The organism is Neisseria sp. P0008.S002 (assembly GCF_051962805.1).
In the GTDB taxonomy this organism is placed as follows: Bacteria; Pseudomonadota; Gammaproteobacteria; order Burkholderiales; family Neisseriaceae; genus Neisseria; species Neisseria perflava.
On the sequence record NZ_JBQCUY010000008.1, the window covers coordinates 100,205 to 114,831 of the forward strand.

General features: G+C 44.5%; 19 protein-coding genes and 3 pseudogenes. 10 read left to right on the plus strand and 12 right to left on the minus strand.

Annotated elements, in window-relative coordinates; all coding sequences use genetic code 11:
- The first annotated feature begins 64 nt into the window (after nucleotides 1–64).
- Nucleotides 65–682 carry an NAD(P)H-binding protein gene (locus tag ACTHSA_RS09585; protein ID WP_070504912.1) on the plus strand — a complete coding sequence of 206 codons (618 nt, stop codon included), beginning with the start codon at nucleotides 65–67 and terminating at the stop codon, nucleotides 680–682.
- A gap of 154 nt (nucleotides 683–836) precedes the next feature.
- Here ACTHSA_RS09585 and ACTHSA_RS09590 read toward each other — a convergent pair whose 3' ends face one another.
- Genes ACTHSA_RS09590 through pptA form a run of 3 tightly spaced genes read right to left on the minus strand, consistent with a single transcriptional unit; the run spans nucleotide 837 to nucleotide 2,732 of the window.
- Nucleotides 837–1,538 carry a glutathione S-transferase family protein gene (locus ACTHSA_RS09590; protein ID WP_004520545.1) on the minus strand — a complete coding sequence of 234 codons (702 nt, stop codon included), beginning with the start codon at nucleotides 1,536–1,538 and terminating at the stop codon, nucleotides 837–839.
- 15 nt (nucleotides 1,539–1,553) lie between these two features.
- Complete coding sequence (locus tag ACTHSA_RS09595; protein ID WP_049336078.1) at nucleotides 1,554–2,444, minus strand: alpha/beta fold hydrolase; 891 nt, start codon at nucleotides 2,442–2,444, stop codon at nucleotides 1,554–1,556.
- 57 nt (nucleotides 2,445–2,501) lie between these two features.
- Entirely contained in the window at nucleotides 2,502–2,732 is a 231-nt protein-coding gene (gene pptA, locus ACTHSA_RS09600) for a tautomerase PptA (RefSeq protein ID WP_004520543.1), read from the minus strand.
- Between the two features lie 106 nt (nucleotides 2,733–2,838).
- Here pptA and ACTHSA_RS09605 point away from each other — a divergent pair, with 106 nt between their 5' ends.
- On the plus strand, nucleotides 2,839–3,744 hold the full coding sequence (locus ACTHSA_RS09605; RefSeq protein WP_004520542.1) for a LysR family transcriptional regulator: 906 nt from the start codon (nucleotides 2,839–2,841) through the stop codon (nucleotides 3,742–3,744).
- Nucleotides 3,745–3,778: 34 nt separating this feature from the next.
- Here ACTHSA_RS09605 and ACTHSA_RS09610 read toward each other — a convergent pair whose 3' ends face one another.
- The gene (locus ACTHSA_RS09610; protein ID WP_440367090.1) at nucleotides 3,779–4,669 is read right to left on the minus strand and encodes a LysR family transcriptional regulator; all 891 of its coding nucleotides are present in this window, start codon (nucleotides 4,667–4,669) and stop codon (nucleotides 3,779–3,781) included.
- Between the two features lie 186 nt (nucleotides 4,670–4,855).
- On the opposite strand from ACTHSA_RS09610, the gene ACTHSA_RS09615 reads away from it, so the two are divergent.
- From ACTHSA_RS09615 to ACTHSA_RS09640, 6 genes are all read left to right on the plus strand, one after another.
- A complete protein-coding gene (locus ACTHSA_RS09615) occupies nucleotides 4,856–5,434 on the plus strand; it encodes an NAD(P)H-dependent oxidoreductase (RefSeq protein ID WP_070625281.1) in 579 nt (192 codons plus the stop codon).
- Complete coding sequence (locus tag ACTHSA_RS09620; RefSeq protein WP_070625280.1) at nucleotides 5,434–5,739, plus strand: aldo/keto reductase; 306 nt, start codon at nucleotides 5,434–5,436, stop codon at nucleotides 5,737–5,739. Before ACTHSA_RS09615 ends, ACTHSA_RS09620 begins: the two co-directional genes overlap by 1 nt.
- Before the next feature lie 46 nt (nucleotides 5,740–5,785).
- Nucleotides 5,786–6,286, plus strand: a complete 501-nt coding sequence (locus tag ACTHSA_RS09625; RefSeq protein ID WP_249967795.1) for an OsmC family protein — start codon at nucleotides 5,786–5,788, stop codon at nucleotides 6,284–6,286.
- Nucleotides 6,287–6,378: 92 nt separating this feature from the next.
- On the plus strand, nucleotides 6,379–6,714 hold the full coding sequence (locus ACTHSA_RS09630) for a thioredoxin family protein (RefSeq protein ID WP_070625278.1): 336 nt from the start codon (nucleotides 6,379–6,381) through the stop codon (nucleotides 6,712–6,714).
- 46 nt (nucleotides 6,715–6,760) lie between these two features.
- Entirely contained in the window at nucleotides 6,761–7,051 is a 291-nt protein-coding gene (locus ACTHSA_RS09635; protein ID WP_004520535.1) for a hypothetical protein, read from the plus strand.
- Between the two features lie 11 nt (nucleotides 7,052–7,062).
- Entirely contained in the window at nucleotides 7,063–8,103 is a 1,041-nt protein-coding gene (locus ACTHSA_RS09640) for an LLM class flavin-dependent oxidoreductase (protein ID WP_004520534.1), read from the plus strand.
- A 74-nt stretch (nucleotides 8,104–8,177) separates the two neighbouring features.
- Here the strand turns inward: ACTHSA_RS09640 and ACTHSA_RS09645 are convergent, their stop codons facing one another.
- On the minus strand, nucleotides 8,178–8,606 hold the full coding sequence (locus ACTHSA_RS09645; RefSeq protein ID WP_004520533.1) for a LysR family transcriptional regulator: 429 nt from the start codon (nucleotides 8,604–8,606) through the stop codon (nucleotides 8,178–8,180).
- A gap of 79 nt (nucleotides 8,607–8,685) precedes the next feature.
- Between ACTHSA_RS09645 and ACTHSA_RS09650 the strand changes: the two genes are divergently transcribed.
- Both ACTHSA_RS09650 and ACTHSA_RS09655 read left to right on the plus strand, forming a co-directional pair.
- Complete coding sequence (locus ACTHSA_RS09650; protein ID WP_004520532.1) at nucleotides 8,686–8,820, plus strand: hypothetical protein; 135 nt, start codon at nucleotides 8,686–8,688, stop codon at nucleotides 8,818–8,820.
- 162 nt (nucleotides 8,821–8,982) lie between these two features.
- A complete protein-coding gene (locus ACTHSA_RS09655) occupies nucleotides 8,983–9,159 on the plus strand; it encodes a tannase/feruloyl esterase family alpha/beta hydrolase (protein WP_157749784.1) in 177 nt (58 codons plus the stop codon).
- Between the two features lie 609 nt (nucleotides 9,160–9,768).
- Here ACTHSA_RS09655 and ACTHSA_RS09660 read toward each other — a convergent pair.
- From ACTHSA_RS09660 to ACTHSA_RS09690, 7 genes and pseudogenes are all read right to left on the minus strand, one after another.
- Entirely contained in the window at nucleotides 9,769–10,251 is a 483-nt protein-coding gene (locus ACTHSA_RS09660; RefSeq protein WP_004520529.1) for a hypothetical protein, read from the minus strand.
- A gap of 459 nt (nucleotides 10,252–10,710) precedes the next feature.
- Complete coding sequence (locus ACTHSA_RS09665) at nucleotides 10,711–11,106, minus strand: pentapeptide repeat-containing protein (protein WP_079453688.1); 396 nt, start codon at nucleotides 11,104–11,106, stop codon at nucleotides 10,711–10,713.
- A gap of 5 nt (nucleotides 11,107–11,111) precedes the next feature.
- Nucleotides 11,112–11,375 (minus strand): hypothetical protein, encoded by a 264-nt coding sequence (locus ACTHSA_RS09670; protein WP_141744544.1) that lies wholly within the window; start codon nucleotides 11,373–11,375, stop codon nucleotides 11,112–11,114.
- 201 nt (nucleotides 11,376–11,576) lie between these two features.
- Nucleotides 11,577–13,181: pseudogene (locus ACTHSA_RS09675) on the minus strand (RHS repeat-associated core domain-containing protein); the annotation flags it as partial.
- 636 nt (nucleotides 13,182–13,817) lie between these two features.
- Nucleotides 13,818–13,943: pseudogene (locus ACTHSA_RS09680) on the minus strand (DUF6531 domain-containing protein); the annotation flags it as partial.
- Entirely contained in the window at nucleotides 13,898–14,113 is a 216-nt protein-coding gene (locus tag ACTHSA_RS09685) for a hypothetical protein (protein WP_079453697.1), read from the minus strand. The gene ACTHSA_RS09685 and the pseudogene ACTHSA_RS09680, both read right to left, overlap by 46 nt.
- A 54-nt stretch (nucleotides 14,114–14,167) precedes the next feature.
- A pseudogene (locus ACTHSA_RS09690) lies at nucleotides 14,168–14,627 on the minus strand (hypothetical protein); the annotation flags it as partial.

A 14,627-nucleotide genomic window follows, 5' to 3' on the forward strand; every position in this document is an offset into this window, starting at 1 on the left:
CCTTGCCGCGTAGAGGAGCGGATTTTCTAACAATAAACATCTACCATACAAAGGAGCCCCAAACATGCAACTCATCTTCGGAGCCAACGGCCCGTCCGGCCGCGCCTATATCCGCACATTGACTGACTCAGCCGATACCGTCGCCGTATTAAGAAAGCCGTCTGAAGACAGTTTTTTTGTCGAACACAATATTCAAACCGTTGTCGCCGATGCGCTTGATGCCGACGCGCTCGATAAAGCGTTGGCACAATACCATCCTGATACCGTGATCAGTTTTGTCGGCGGCAAAAACGAAGAGGGTATCCGCAGCGATGCGCTGGGCAATATCAACATTATTGCCGCCACGAAAGCCGCCAATCCGCAAGCCCGCTTTGTACTGATTACCAGCATGGGCTGCGGTGAACAATGGGACATGATGAGCGAGCCGTTCAAACAGGCACTAGGTGAAGCCGTCCGTGCCAAAACAGAAGCCGAAATCTATCTCAAACAAAGCGGTTTGATTTGGACCATCCTGCGCCCCTGCGGCCTTGCCGATGGCGAAGATAATGCCTATACCTTGACACAAAATGCCCAAGAAATTCCGCAAAAATACATGACGCGCAACGGCTTGGCCGCTGCCGTTGCTGCCATTGTCGGCCAAGCGGACAGCAAGGGCGAAACGTATAGCGTTGGTGCGGCATAACCGGATTGAATAGATTGTCCACTTTCCATTGTTAAAGTTGGAGTAGGTAATTGATTAGTAGCCGATCAAATAATAAAGGATTTGCTGAGAAAAGACTGGGAGATATAAATAAAAGGCCGTCTGAAACATTTCAGACGGCCTTTGATTTTTTACTTTATTCTCCAAATACTGCCTGATCGAAACGTTCAATATAGGCGACTAAATTTGCTTTGGTTCTTGCATATAGCGCAATTTCAGTGTCGATGGGGGTAAGAATCAGGTTTGCAACAACAGGCACGATGGCCACATCAACGGAGGTTAATTCTTCGCCGAAAAAGTAGCGTTTTGTGCCTAAGTAGTTGCTAATGGCGTCTAAATCTCCTTTTCCGAAGGCGTAAATATCAGATTGTGTGTGTCTTCCGATACCATGTCCGTACATTTCTTTTTTCGCGTTTTCCTGTAACACAGCAAAAATCGCTTCGGCTTGTTCGGTCGGCATGCCATCAAACATTGCCTTCATCATAAATGGTTTGCTGAGAGGATCGACGAAACGGTTATATACGACCATCCAATATAAATGTTCTTCTGTCATACGGCGAAAGGCTTCAGCAATCGCTTTTTGTTCAGGCGTTAAATGTTTATCTAAATCAATGCCGTAGGTTTCGGTTAGATAACGCTGAATGAGAGAGCTATCAGGGATCAACTTCTCGCCATCCTGCAATACCGGAACTTTGCCTTTAGGCATTTTGCTGAGATCGGCAACATATTCTTTTTCGAAATCTAAGCCGGATAAACGCAGCATCGCTTCAGTTTTCCAAGCGAAAGGTGATGAACTGCGAATTTTACCTTCACCGGGTAAAGTAAATAATTTAAGCATTTTGTTTTCCTTTCATTATTTGTTATTCAAATACGGTTCTACAATAGTCCAAACAGCCGGGAAGTTCAAGACAAATACCGGATGTGGCGCATTAGGGATAACGGATAAATCGGCATTCTGTGTCATGCGATAGGCGTTGATGACTGTATCCAAGGGTGCATTGGCATCGTCTTCGCCAACCACAAACAACACCGGCGATTGGATCTTACCAAATGTCTCTTTGCCAACTTGGGTGTTGTCATAATTTTTCTGCGCATTGTCAAACCACGTTGCCGTTTGTTGTAGGTTGGGGCGAATGCTTTGTTGCATTTCCCAATAACTTGGATCTAACTGGCGGATTTGTTCATAGCTTGCACGTTTATTTCCCCCGCCTTGAATAAAACCACGTTTCCATTCGCCGGCACCGATAGCAATAATTTTGGCTGCCTGTTCGGGATAATCGGCAGCAAAGGTGAGGGCGGTATAAGCGCCGTCTGAAAAGCCGAGCAAATCCACTTTACCGTTAATTTGTGCGGCTTTTAATACGGCAAGCACATCAGCCGCTTTTTGTGCATAAGTTGGCGCAACACTGCCGACTTCAGATTTGCCATGACCGCGTGTACTGATGGCGATGACTTCATGATTTTGGCTTAAACGGTCAATAAACTCGCCCATTTCAGCTGTTGAACCCACTAATCCGCCATGCAAAACAATTACAGGTGAGCCTTTGCCATAGCGTTCAAAATAAATTTTCGCCCCATCACTTGCCGTCGCATAACGACCAACTTTTTCATTGTTCCCATAAGGCACTTGGCTATGGTAGGCAGTTTCATTTTGTCCAAAATAGCGCAACGGTTCACCGGCAAAACTGCTCGTTGCAAGAGTGGCGAAAAGTACGCTAAACCCTAATTTTTTAAATGCTTTCATGCTGTTCTCCTGAGTAAAGTGCGGTCGTTTTTTTAGGGTTTTGATGATACGCGCAGGTTACATGTCATATTCGGGTTTACGTAACAGGTTCTCTACATTTGGCTCAATTTCTTTGTCCCAAACCTTTTCTTTCCATTCATCATCCGGAATTTCAGTGTAGGCAATAGTGATGAATTCTGCAGGCGTGTTTAGACGCTCGCTGGCAAAAGCCGTTAAATCATCTGCAAAGGCTTGCAATTCCTGTTCAGACAGGTTCTTTGGACAACATTTGATATTGATATGTGGCATAAAGTACTCCTTGCTTCATCTGTTTGTAATGAAATATATTGTATATTACTTTAATTAACTTGATAATCTATCAAATTAAATAAACAGTTTTAAGAAAGGCTTTATAATGGAGCAATTCAAACTTATCTATATTTTTGCCACCGTGCTGCAATACGGCAGTATGAATGCCACCGCGCCGCATTTGGGCATGACCGCCAGCGCAATCAGTCAAGCCATTCGCAAGCTGGAAAATCATTACGGCGTCAAATTGCTTAACCGCACCACACGCAGCCTCACGCCGACGGCAGAAGGGCGGCAGTTGCAGCAATACGCCCGTCAATTAACCGACTGGCACGATGCCGTTGAGCGCGAAATGGGTATTTTGCAAACCGAACCGGAAGGTGAAGTCCGCATCAGCCTACCGACCGGTTATAGCGCGGTTGAACCGATGAAACGTACCGTGCAAACCTTACGACATCGTTACCCAAAAATTCGCTTAATACTCAATGAAAACAACCGCTTGGTGGATTTGCAAAACGATACCGATATCGCTATCCGCGTTGTTTTACATCCTGACGATCCCGACAGCATCGCGCGCCCGTTGGCACAATGGCAAACCTTGATTTGCGCTTCACCAGACTATTTGCGTGAACACCCCATTGCCCAGCCGCAAGATTTACTCAATGCCGACTGGCTTAATCACAATAGCAATGTCCTGCTACACGCATTCAAGTGTTTAGGGCTACCGGAAACGCTGCCCGAAAATCGCACCGATTGCCCAGATTCTTCACTGGTCGCACGAGAATATGCCTGTGCCGGCATGGGGTTGGCGGTGTTGCTTTCTGGCGATGTGGCGCCTTTGATAGAAAATGGTCAGTTAAGCATTGTATTACCTGAACACACACTTCCCACCCGCACCCTTTATGCCACCACCGCACATCGCACCCAATCAGCAAAAGTACGCACCGTATTGGATTGCTTAATGCGTTGTTTTGGTGAAGAAAAGGGATTGATAAAAAGTGCTGGAAATTGACCGCACTTTGTTATTAAAAAGGCCGCCTGAAATTTCAGACGGCTTTTACTTTTAACGCATCCACAATCAACTTAAACACATTGGAATGCCCGCGGCGGCTGGGGTAATAGAGGTAAAGCGGATCGTAAGTGATGGCATACTCGGGTAACAGCTCAACCAACTGCCCAGAATGGAGTGCGTCTGCGGCGATGATATGTGGCAGCCAAGTGATGCCAAGGCCGTCTGAAACGGCTTGCAGACGCAGATGATTGTTGATGGAAAACTGCGATTTTGGTGTGAACGTAATCAGCTCTTTTTTGTATTTGAATTCCCACTGCATCTCCGTGCCGTGTTCAGCGGAGAGTTTTATGCCGATAAGGCGGTGCTGTTGCAGATCATCAATATTTTTCGGTGAGCCGTGTTGTGCCAAGTAATCGGGCGAGGCGACCAACGCCATTTTGAACGGCACAGAAATTGGTACGGCAATCATCTCTTTCGCTACCTTGTTACCTAACCGAACGCCCATATCAAATCCTTCTTTCACAATATCTGCCCAACGATCGTCCACCACGATTTCCAAGCGGATTTTCGGGTATTGGTTCAAAATCGGCTTTAATTTTGGATACAACACGGCTTCCGCTGCCATCGACGGGGCGTTGATGCGAATCAATCCCGATGGCGTATTCAAAAAATCATTTAATGCATCGACTTCTTGGTTTATGGCTTGATAAAGCGGGAAAAGTTGGTCGAAAAGCTGCTGCCCGGCTTCGGTCAGCGACACATTGCGTGTAGTGCGGTTGAACAGACGCAAATTTAGCCGCGTTTCTAAATTTTTCATGCTATGGCTCAGCGCCGAAGAAGAAATCCCCAAAAGCTGTCCCGCTTTTACAAAACTCTGTGTTTGCGCCAACGTCAAAAAATAATTCAGTTCGTTAAAGTTCTGCATTTTCTCTTTAAACTCTCTTTTATTAGTGAATTTAATTCATTGCATAATAAAGCCAAACCCTATTGATCTCAATAAAAACAAATCATAAAATGACTGCACTTTCATGATAGTAAACAGAAGACAATATCCGTAAACATCACATCCTTTTTTTACCTTTTTTATAAATTATTTATTCTAGGAGTAAAAATGAACATTTTATTATTAAACGGTGGAAAAGAATTCGGCCATTCGCATGGTGAGTTAAACAACACGCTTCACAAAAAAGCAAAAGAAGTTTTGACCGCACTTGGACACAATGTAAAAGAAACTGTGATTGATGCTGGCTATGATATTGAGGCAGAAATCGAAAAATTCTTGTGGATGGATGCCGTGATTTGGCAGATGCCTGTTTGGTGGATGCACGAGCCTTGGACAGTGAAGAAATACATAGACGAAGTATTTATCGCCGGACACGGCAAGCTTTACCACAGTGATGGCCGTCATCGTGTCAGCCCGACCGAAGGCTTCGGTACAGGTGGTTTATTGCAAGGCAAAAAACACATGCTTTCGCTTACTTGGAATGCGCCGATTGAAGCGTTCACCCGTGAAGGCGACTTCTTTGAAGGCAAAGATGTGGATGCTGTGTACATGCCTTTCCACAAACTCAACGAGTTCATCGGTTTGACCCGTCTACCGACATTTACATGTAACGATGTAGTTAAAAATCCACAAGTAGAACAATACTTCGCAGACTACCAAGCACATTTGAAAAAAGTGTTCGGTTAATGATAAAACATCAACTTGAAGCGGTGGGCTTTTGCCCACCATTTTGTCAGTCGCTAATTGGTACGAAATATGGCAAATCCGTGGCGCAGGTGATTACCCGCTGGCTGGTGGAACGTAGCATCATTGTATTGGCAAAATCTACCAAACCCGAACGTATGGCGGAAAACCTGAATGTCTTTGATTTTGCCCTCAGCGATGAAGACAAAGCCGAAATTGCCAAACTGGACGGCACGTTTGCCGCCATCGTCAATCACGACACGGTGGATAATTTGAAACGCATCTCCGCGTGGAAAATGGGCGTATAAGTGTAGCGAAAAACCATCTGTAATTCATCATATGAAAGGACAAAACATGATTAACGGGTTAGATATCGAACGTTTCCGAACTACCATGGCAGCGGTTGAAAACGACCATGCAAAAGGCAAGGCAGTATTACGCGCCGATTCGCGCTGGGTATCCGGCACGAAGAATGAAATCTCCGTGCGCCGCTTCCCTGCCTTTACCACAGACGAACCGAAAAACATGGGCGGTGAAAACGCCGCCCCAAATCCGGTGGAATACCTGATCAGCGCTGCGGCAGGCTGCTGCTCCATAGGTTTCGAGTTGCAAGCAGCATTGGCAGGCGTGAAACTGGAACAGTTTGAAATATCCGCAAGGGGCGGTATCGACATGGCCAAACTGTTCGGCATGGAAGATGGCTACGGCGGACTGGATAATCTGGTGCTAACCATAAAAGTAAAAGCCGACGCCGACCTTCCTACCCTGCAAAATTTCGCCGACCGCTCAGCCGCCACCTCCCCAGTGTTGAACAGCCTGAAAGCGCGGGCAAAAGTGGTTGTGGAAAAAATCTAGACGACTCAAAACGTTTTCTTGTTTTCATTTCGTTAAAAGCCCCTTTTCTGGACAACTAGAAAAGGGCTTAATCGCTCAAAGGAGTACATGGCATGCAACAACTGCACACTTTGAAAGACATCGAACAGGCCATCGCCACATACCCTTTAGTATCACTGTACATCAAAGCCCCAATCTGCGGTGTTTGTACGGTCGTGGGCGCCCAGCTTGACTCAGCTTTGGCGGAGGAAGGAAATGTGTATGCCGTAAAAGCCGATATTGCTGAAATACCCGAAATGGCCGGACGTTTCCACGTGCTGACCGTACCTGCATGGCTGCTGTTTTATCAAGGCAAGGAAGTAGAACGGATGGCCCGCTTCATCCCTCAGGCACAGATGAAGCAGACATTGGCAAAATGGACAAAAGTAGCAGAAAGCGGATATCAGTAACCGGTCTATCAATGTTTCAGACGGCTGCGGTCTTGATAAAGATTTCTTGGTAGGCGTAAAACTCAATTCGGCGGACTTCCAAAAAGGCGGTTTTGACGAAAGCGAATCGGTGCAGGTAGTACAAAAACTGTCAGAAATGGGCATTGATTTTATTAAGGCAGAAATCACCCAATCCTTATGCAACGAGCTCTGGGAAAAACTCGGCAATGGTGAAATCGGCAAACCGATTATTCATCAAGTATTTGATTTTAAATACGTAGCAAAAGCCCATATAGAAATGGACAAAGGCACGCATATTGGGAAAGTGATGTTGGATTTCACTTTGCTCAATCAATAAGGAGTAACACCATGAAACTTTCCATTCTCAATCTTGCCCCCGTTCGTGAAGGGCAAACTTATTTGCAAGCGGTCGATTCGATGGTGAATCTTGCAAAACACGCGGAGCGCATTGGCATTGAGCGCTATTGGATTGCTGAGCATCATAATATGAAAAATTTGGTGAGTTCAGCGACCGCACTTTTAATTCAACATACGCTAGCCAATACGAAGACCTTGCGCGTTGGCTCGGGCGGCGTGATGTTACCGAATCATTCGCCTTATGTGGTGGCCGAGCAATATGGCACACTGGAGACGCTTTATCCAAACCGTGTTGAACTCGGTTTAGGACGTGCGCCAGGAACTGATATGCAAACGGCTGCGGCACTTCGTCGAGGACGAAAAAGTCTGGATTTCCCTGCGGAAATTGCGGAACTTCGCGGTTACTTTAAAGATTCTAACCCTGTTTCTGCATATCCTTCTGCCGGCTTGAATATACCGTTTTATATTTTAGGATCTAGCACTGAAAGTGCCTATCTTGCGGCAGAACTTGGCTTGCCTTATGCATTTGCTTCACACTTTGCGCCACGTATGATGGAAATGGCAGTGGAGATTTACCGCAAAAACTTCAAACCTTCTACCTATCTTGCTGAACCTTATGTCATCTTAGGTGTGAACGCGATTGTTGCAGAAACCGATAACGAAGCGAGACAACTCGCGACGACACAAACACTATTTTTCTTAAATATAGTGACTAATGCGCAACAAAATTTACAACCACCGATGGCGTCAGAAGAAGACGTTTGGAAAGCCCAAATGCATGCCCAAAAGAAACCACACTTTGGCCCAGTCGATTTTGAGGAAATCCCGATTTACAATCAAGAGCGTGCCGTAGTGGAACAAATGACTGCTTGTTCGCTTATCGGTAGTCCTGAAAGTGTGGAATTTCAACTCAAGCAACTGCGTGAACGGGTACATTTTGATGAAATTATGGCGGTGAGTTATATTTTTGATGAACAAAAACAAGCCCAATCTTATACGATGTTAAAATCGATTGTGGATAAGCAATCGTGATAAAAACATGGCGAGATCATCTCGCCATGTTTTATGCCTAAACCATTTTCGACAATAACATCTCCTTCAACTTGTTATACACCCACACCACTCGCTTGGTCATCCACACTTTTGAGCTTATCAATTCCCACCCGCCAATCAATCACAATGTCGGAGTAGGGCTCAAGTGCGGTCAATAATTCAAACAGAATTTCATCGTTATAAGCATTGGCGGCAGGGTGTACCACACCTTGCATTGCTTTTTCTTTTACATTGTTTTTAGCAAATAGCCGTTCGCTTTCCGCCAAATATTGCGTCGCTTTCGGCAAAAATTGTTCGCCAAATTCAGTGAGCTTGATGTTTCGCGTGTTACGTTTGAACAAACTTTCACCTAATAAGGCTTCGAGATCGGCGATCATTCTTGTGACGACTTGAGGCGAAACGGCGAGCCGCTGGGCGGTTTCACGAAAATTAAAGGTTTCGGCAGCGGAGCAAAAATAGCGAAGGGCTTCTAGTTTATTCACTATTATTCCTTTTTTCAGAATAGTTTATTCTTATTTTATTAATTTTTAAGTCAGAATACTAGGGTTATACTGCATCAAAGTGTTGAATGAAGACATTACCGGCCAAGTAAACAAAGATCGTAATGTGCTAACTGGCGACAGCCCGCTGGCATCAAATAATCTTGGAATTTTAGCGGCAGATGCGTTGTTGAAAAAAGTAGCTAGCTTGGGTTAATTCATTCAATCTAGTCCAAACAAAAAAACAGTCCGCAACTTTAAAGTGAAGTTGCGGACTGTTTTTTTTTGTTTTACATCGGTGGTCCGAAAAATAGCCATGGCGAACTATTTATAATGGCTGGTTCTACGATAGCGGTATCAACCAAGAAGGTTGGCGCGGTTGGAAACTGACAGATTCACAAACCGCCGAGCCAAACGCACGCAATATCGTGCTTTCCAAAGGGTCGATGACGTATTACTTTATAACGCCGAAGGCGCAGAAGAGTTCTCCCGTTTCTTTGCGATTCCAGGTTTGAACCACTGTGATGGCAGCGTCGATTTGCGCTTATATAAGTAATTGTACTACTGAAGAAACAGGAGTTAGCAGACTAAAATCGTAGAGTTATGAATTTAACATAATATAAATTAATTTCCTTTTCCCTATTCTTCTACAAATTCCGCTGTTTTGTTCCTATATGTCAAATGAGAATTAATGGTACTCAAGAGAGTGTGCTCATAGTACTCCAATTTTTAGTATAAAATCAATAGGTTTTAAGAGAGATTTGGCTGTAACTCTACCACTTAATTATTGAGTAGTAGTAGGGTTGAGGGTAGAAAACTTATTACGATACTAAGTACCTTCAACTCATAGCATATAGCTAATTTATAAAGGCCATCTGAATATCAGACGGCCTCCTGTCTATTAGAATTTAGACATTGTAAATTTCTTCGTTCTTAACATTTTCTTAAGGCTTCCGCTTCAGTCGTACCCGGAGGGTTTATACCAAAAAAAGCTGAACCATCCTTGTAACTTGAGACAACTAATACGATCGATCTAAAAAAAAACTTGCTCAAACTGAAATCAAAATAAAGCCATCGTTAACACCGAGATTTGGAAAGCTACGTGAAGGCTTTTCAAATAGTACGAAGCATTTTACTTTCAGGACAAGCTTTGAGTTGGAATAGATCATTTGTTCTTATAGATGAGATTTTCAGGTTTTTTGTCGGGAGAAATAAGAAGTTTATCAAGGTATTCGGGGTCATGCCAGTCATCCCAAGGTGCTAGACTAAAATAAGCTTTAATAAAACCATCAATAATAGCTGAACCTTCGGTATTAATACCAATAATATTTCCTTGTTCAATTAAGTCAATATTAGGAAAATATTGCTTCAGTATATTTTTATTTACTATACCTTTTTGAATAATTGGCCAGAATCCTTTATCTAACGATTCTTCAGTAATAAACATAGCAGCAATAATATCGTTTTTATCTATTTTTATATCTTCATATAAAGGAAGGTTTTTTGAGGAAATTTTCATTTTGGTAATTAAGCAGGCTACACCTATCCAATCATATTTTCCAAGAATCTGTCCAACAGCTAAAAAATCATCTTCTATGGGAATGCCAAAATAATCGCCTACCTGCCATTTCTGTTTTTTTCTTGCCATTTTTTAAAGTTCCTTTCTGTAATTCAATAAGGCATGGGAATTTTTCCACCTGCTGCACGGTAGCGAGGTTCAGACATCTGATGACGTTTATTGGCCAAAGGTCCTCCTCGACTCTTGATACCGCCTTGTAATCTAATGTGATCTTCTTCCAATCGGTCTAGACATTGACCAGATTTAGTTTGCCCAAGTAAGGTAAACCTGTGAGTTGCTCTGAATGCTCTATTATGTTCTCTTTGCCTGGCAAAATATCTTATTGAGGATTTGGCTCGGCCTACATATTTTTCGCCAGTTTTAGGATGTGTCCTCAGATAAACAATTCCACAAGTACCTGGCGGACAATAGCAGGGGTCAGTTTTCTCTGATTCTGGTTTGCTACATACTCCTTATGGCCTCTAGAGGCAATTACTGCTGTTGCCGCCTAAAAGGCGGCTCGGATGCCTTGTTCAACATTGTAATAAATTATATTTCATTTGTAGAAAATATATTATCTTCTATATAGCAGTTTTGAAAAGAGCAATTAGATATTAAATTATCTTGTATATGCATTGATCTGAATACACAATTAATAAATGTGCAATTAGTAAATTTTGTATTACAAACTATTGCCGTAATAAAAGAACAATTAATAAAATTACAATTAGTAAAGGAACTATAGCTTATGAAAGCGCCACGAAATGAACAGAAAAAAAATTTAAGACTTCCAATTTCCCTATGGGATATTTCGTATCTGTGAAAATCAATATTATCCATATGGATTAACTGTCTAGAAATTAAGACATCTAATTCTTTTGTTTCGATTTTAATTAGAGACTTTGTAATATTTTTAAGTAATTCTTGAATGTCATTTGATATCATTTTTATTACCACCAATCTATAGGGTCTAGTTGTATATCTCTCAAAGGTATTCTTGGTTTAGATAATGGAGCAGTTCCTGGTGTACTGGCAGGTATTTGATTACACAATAATCCGGCTACCATTCTATGGTTACCATCTACAATAGTATTTCCATCCATTTTAACTGGAGGGGCAATACTACCTTTTTCAATCAATGCTGTGTATCTCGCAGCAGCAGGGATGGAAACACTTTTTTGTAATGTTAGATAAGATGTTTTCGCTGTAACCATTGTTGTCTGCTATTGCATCTAAACATTTCTTACGTTTTTTTTCTTCTTGGCATTTTCCTGTACATGTATCGCTCTCCGATGATGCAACGACACCTGTTGCGGCAGCTCCAAGCCCCCATATGCAATCCATTTAGGCAATGCCGCATCAGTGGGGTCTGGAGTCATTGTATCAATTACAATCATAGACAATGCCCCTTTGGATATGCTAACAGCATTTAATCCCCAAGGATCCATCATATTTTGTATATTTGTCGAAAATTGATAAAAGTTACTTCCACCTCCCAACCCAATCGGATCCTGATTTACAAACCGACCCACATCAGGCTCATAATACCTGAAGAAGTTGTAATGCAACCCCGTTTCACGGTCGCAATACTAGTTCTGTAATCGGAATGGTTGGTATGCGCTATCCGTTACCTTGGTTTCCTCTTTCAGAAGGCACCAGCCGGTGTAGTTGTCGAACCACAAGAGGTTACCGTCCTTATCGGTCATCTCTCTTGGGATGCCGATTTGGTCGCAGTGGAAGTAGTAGATTTGTTGGCGGCTTTCGCCCTCGGCATTGGTGTGGTTGTGTACCTGTGCCAAGGGTTCGTAGCTGTCGGGATCGGTGTAGATATAGGTATATCTGCCGTTCGGGTGGATTTCTTGCAAGAGGTGGCTGCCGTCCCAAACGAAGCGGGTTTGGTTTTCGAGGTCGTTCCCGCTTAAATCATGCTGGAATGATGTTTCTGAAACTTCTTCGTTTTTCAAACAGCCTTTGCCTATCCTTCTGCCCAAGGCGTCGTAGCTGTACACCCAAGTTTCTTTCGTACCGTCTTTTTTAAAGATTTCGGCTTTAACCAGTTGGTCGTGCAGATCGTAGAAGTAGTTCTGCACTTCGCCGTCGGCCAGTTCGCGGTGGATCAGGTTGCCGAGGTCGTCGTAGTAATAGCTGCTGCCGTTGTAGGTTTGTAGGCGGTTGTCGGGGACGGTAGGGCTGTTGTTGTTGGACAGGATATTGTGTGCGGGGTCGAAGGCGAATACTTCGCTATCCGCTTTGGTAATCTGGCCCAGTTTGTCGTATTCAAACCGGGTCGTGCCCGTCCGTTGGTCGGTGCTGTGGGTCAGGTTGCCGGTGCGGTCGTAGCCGTAGCTGCGTTTGACGGCATAAGCCGATGTTACTGCATTTTTCGCTGTTTCGATCTGCGTCAGCTCGTTGAGTGCGGCAATTTGTTTTTTCAGACGGCCTAAGGGATCGAGTTCGTAACGGCTGGCGAGTTTACCCTGTGTGCGGTAGATTTCGCGGTGCAGCCGATCACGTTCGATGTCGGAGATGACTTCGTCGTCGAGGCTGATTTGGTGCAGGTGGCCGCTGCCGTAATACAGGTAGTTGATCTGTCTGCCGTCGGGCAGGACGGTGGCGGTACGGTTGCCGTTGAAGTCGTAGTGGTAGCGGATGCTTTCGGTAACGGGCAGGTACAGCATGTCGTATTGCGCATCGCGCCAGTCGGTTTCGGGCAATCCGTTTCGGGCGTTCTCTTCCTTAGTCGGTACTTTCCATTGGTGCTGGCCGATGATTTGGCCGTTGCCGTTGTAGTCGAAGCAGGTAATGCTGTGGCGGTTGGCGGCACGGACGAGGTTGCCGTCCAGGTCGTATTGGTAAACGGTTTCCTGAACCTTGTCGTTGTTGCGGGCGAGGGTATGGATTAAGCGTCCCAATACGTCGCGTTTGAACTCGGTAATCCGCAACGGGGTTTGGCCGTCGAGGCCGTCTGAAAGCGGGGCGGCTTCTTTTTTGGGGATGGGTTGACCGCCCAGCTGCGCCATCAGTTTGGCGGCAAGGGAGGCGTCATCACCGAATTCGTGCTGCTCGACCAGTTCGTTGCCGGCGTTGTAGCGGTAGCCGGTCAGCTTATGGTCGAAACCGCTTTCTGCAATCAATCGGTCGAGGATGTCGTAGGCAAAGCGGTAGCGCGCACCGTTTTCATTGGTGAGGCCGACTAGGCGGCGGGCTTTGTCGTAATGGTAGCCGAAGGTATGGCCCAGCGCATTGGTGCGTTGGGTCGGCAGACCGTCCTGGCCGTATTCGTAGGAGGTGGTGTGGCCTTCGCCGTCGGTATGGGTGGTCAAACGACCTGCAGCATCGTAGCCGAAGGTCTCTTTGCTGCCGTCTGGATAGAGGGCGAGGGTGAGGTTTTGATTGGCGTCGTAGTGGTATTCGGTGTGCTGTCCCAGCGCATCGGTAATACGCACCAGCTGTCCTTCAGGGGTGTAGGCCAGTTTGGTTTCGTAACCGGAGCAGTCGGTAATCCGGTCGGGCTGATGGTTTTCGTTATAGTGGTAGGCGGTACTGCTGCCGTTCGGATCGGTTACCGACAGCAACAGACCGTTGCCGGCATATTCGAAACGGGTGATGTGTTTCAGCGGGTCGATATAGGCCAATCCGGCCGCATCGCGGATAATGCGTTGGCAGCCAGGTACGCTCCAACCCTCGCCGAGCCAGCCGGTACCGTCTTGGTCGGAATAATAGCTGCGGCTCCATACTAGAGGCAAAATGCCTTCAAAGGCAAAGTCGGTTTCACCCTCCAAAACTTCAAACCGTGTATCGGATTCACCGGCCGACCGGCACCCACTGCACCCTTACAGGACAGACAGGTTTTAGGGGGAAGTCTTTTGCTGAACTTGCCGTTCATATGGAACATATCGCCGGTGCGCACGATATAGCGTTTGCGGATTTTAACCGAGGAAGAATGGCGCATCGGCCAGGCCGGTTTGGTGGCGGTACGGGAAAGTATGCCCTTGCGGCCCGGAAGTTATAAATAAAGTTGGATAATACTTGTTATTTTTTTTTGTGTTTCAACACTAATTTCCTGGTTAAAATTTTGGATTAATTTAAGAAAATCAATAATTAAGTTGATTTGATTAGTGTTAAATATCGTACTTTGGTCTCTTAGGGCAATATATAAAAAGTCAACAACGTAACCATATAAATAGAATTTAGATAAATTAGAAAAAATATATTTTAAACAGCAAGGAGTAAAATATAATATAGCCTTATTAGTAAAGGCTTGCCACTCTAGTGATTCAAGTATTGAGAGAAAATCATCGTATGTTATCTCAATCCAAGTTTTAGTAGATAGTTGCATTATAGAAAATATATAAAAGTTATCACTATCATCAAAACTTATGATGTTATTTTTATCAACTTTAAAAATTGGGAAAGTAGGCTTAATTTTTTCTTCTAGACAATTTCGTTCTTGTATATATTTTACC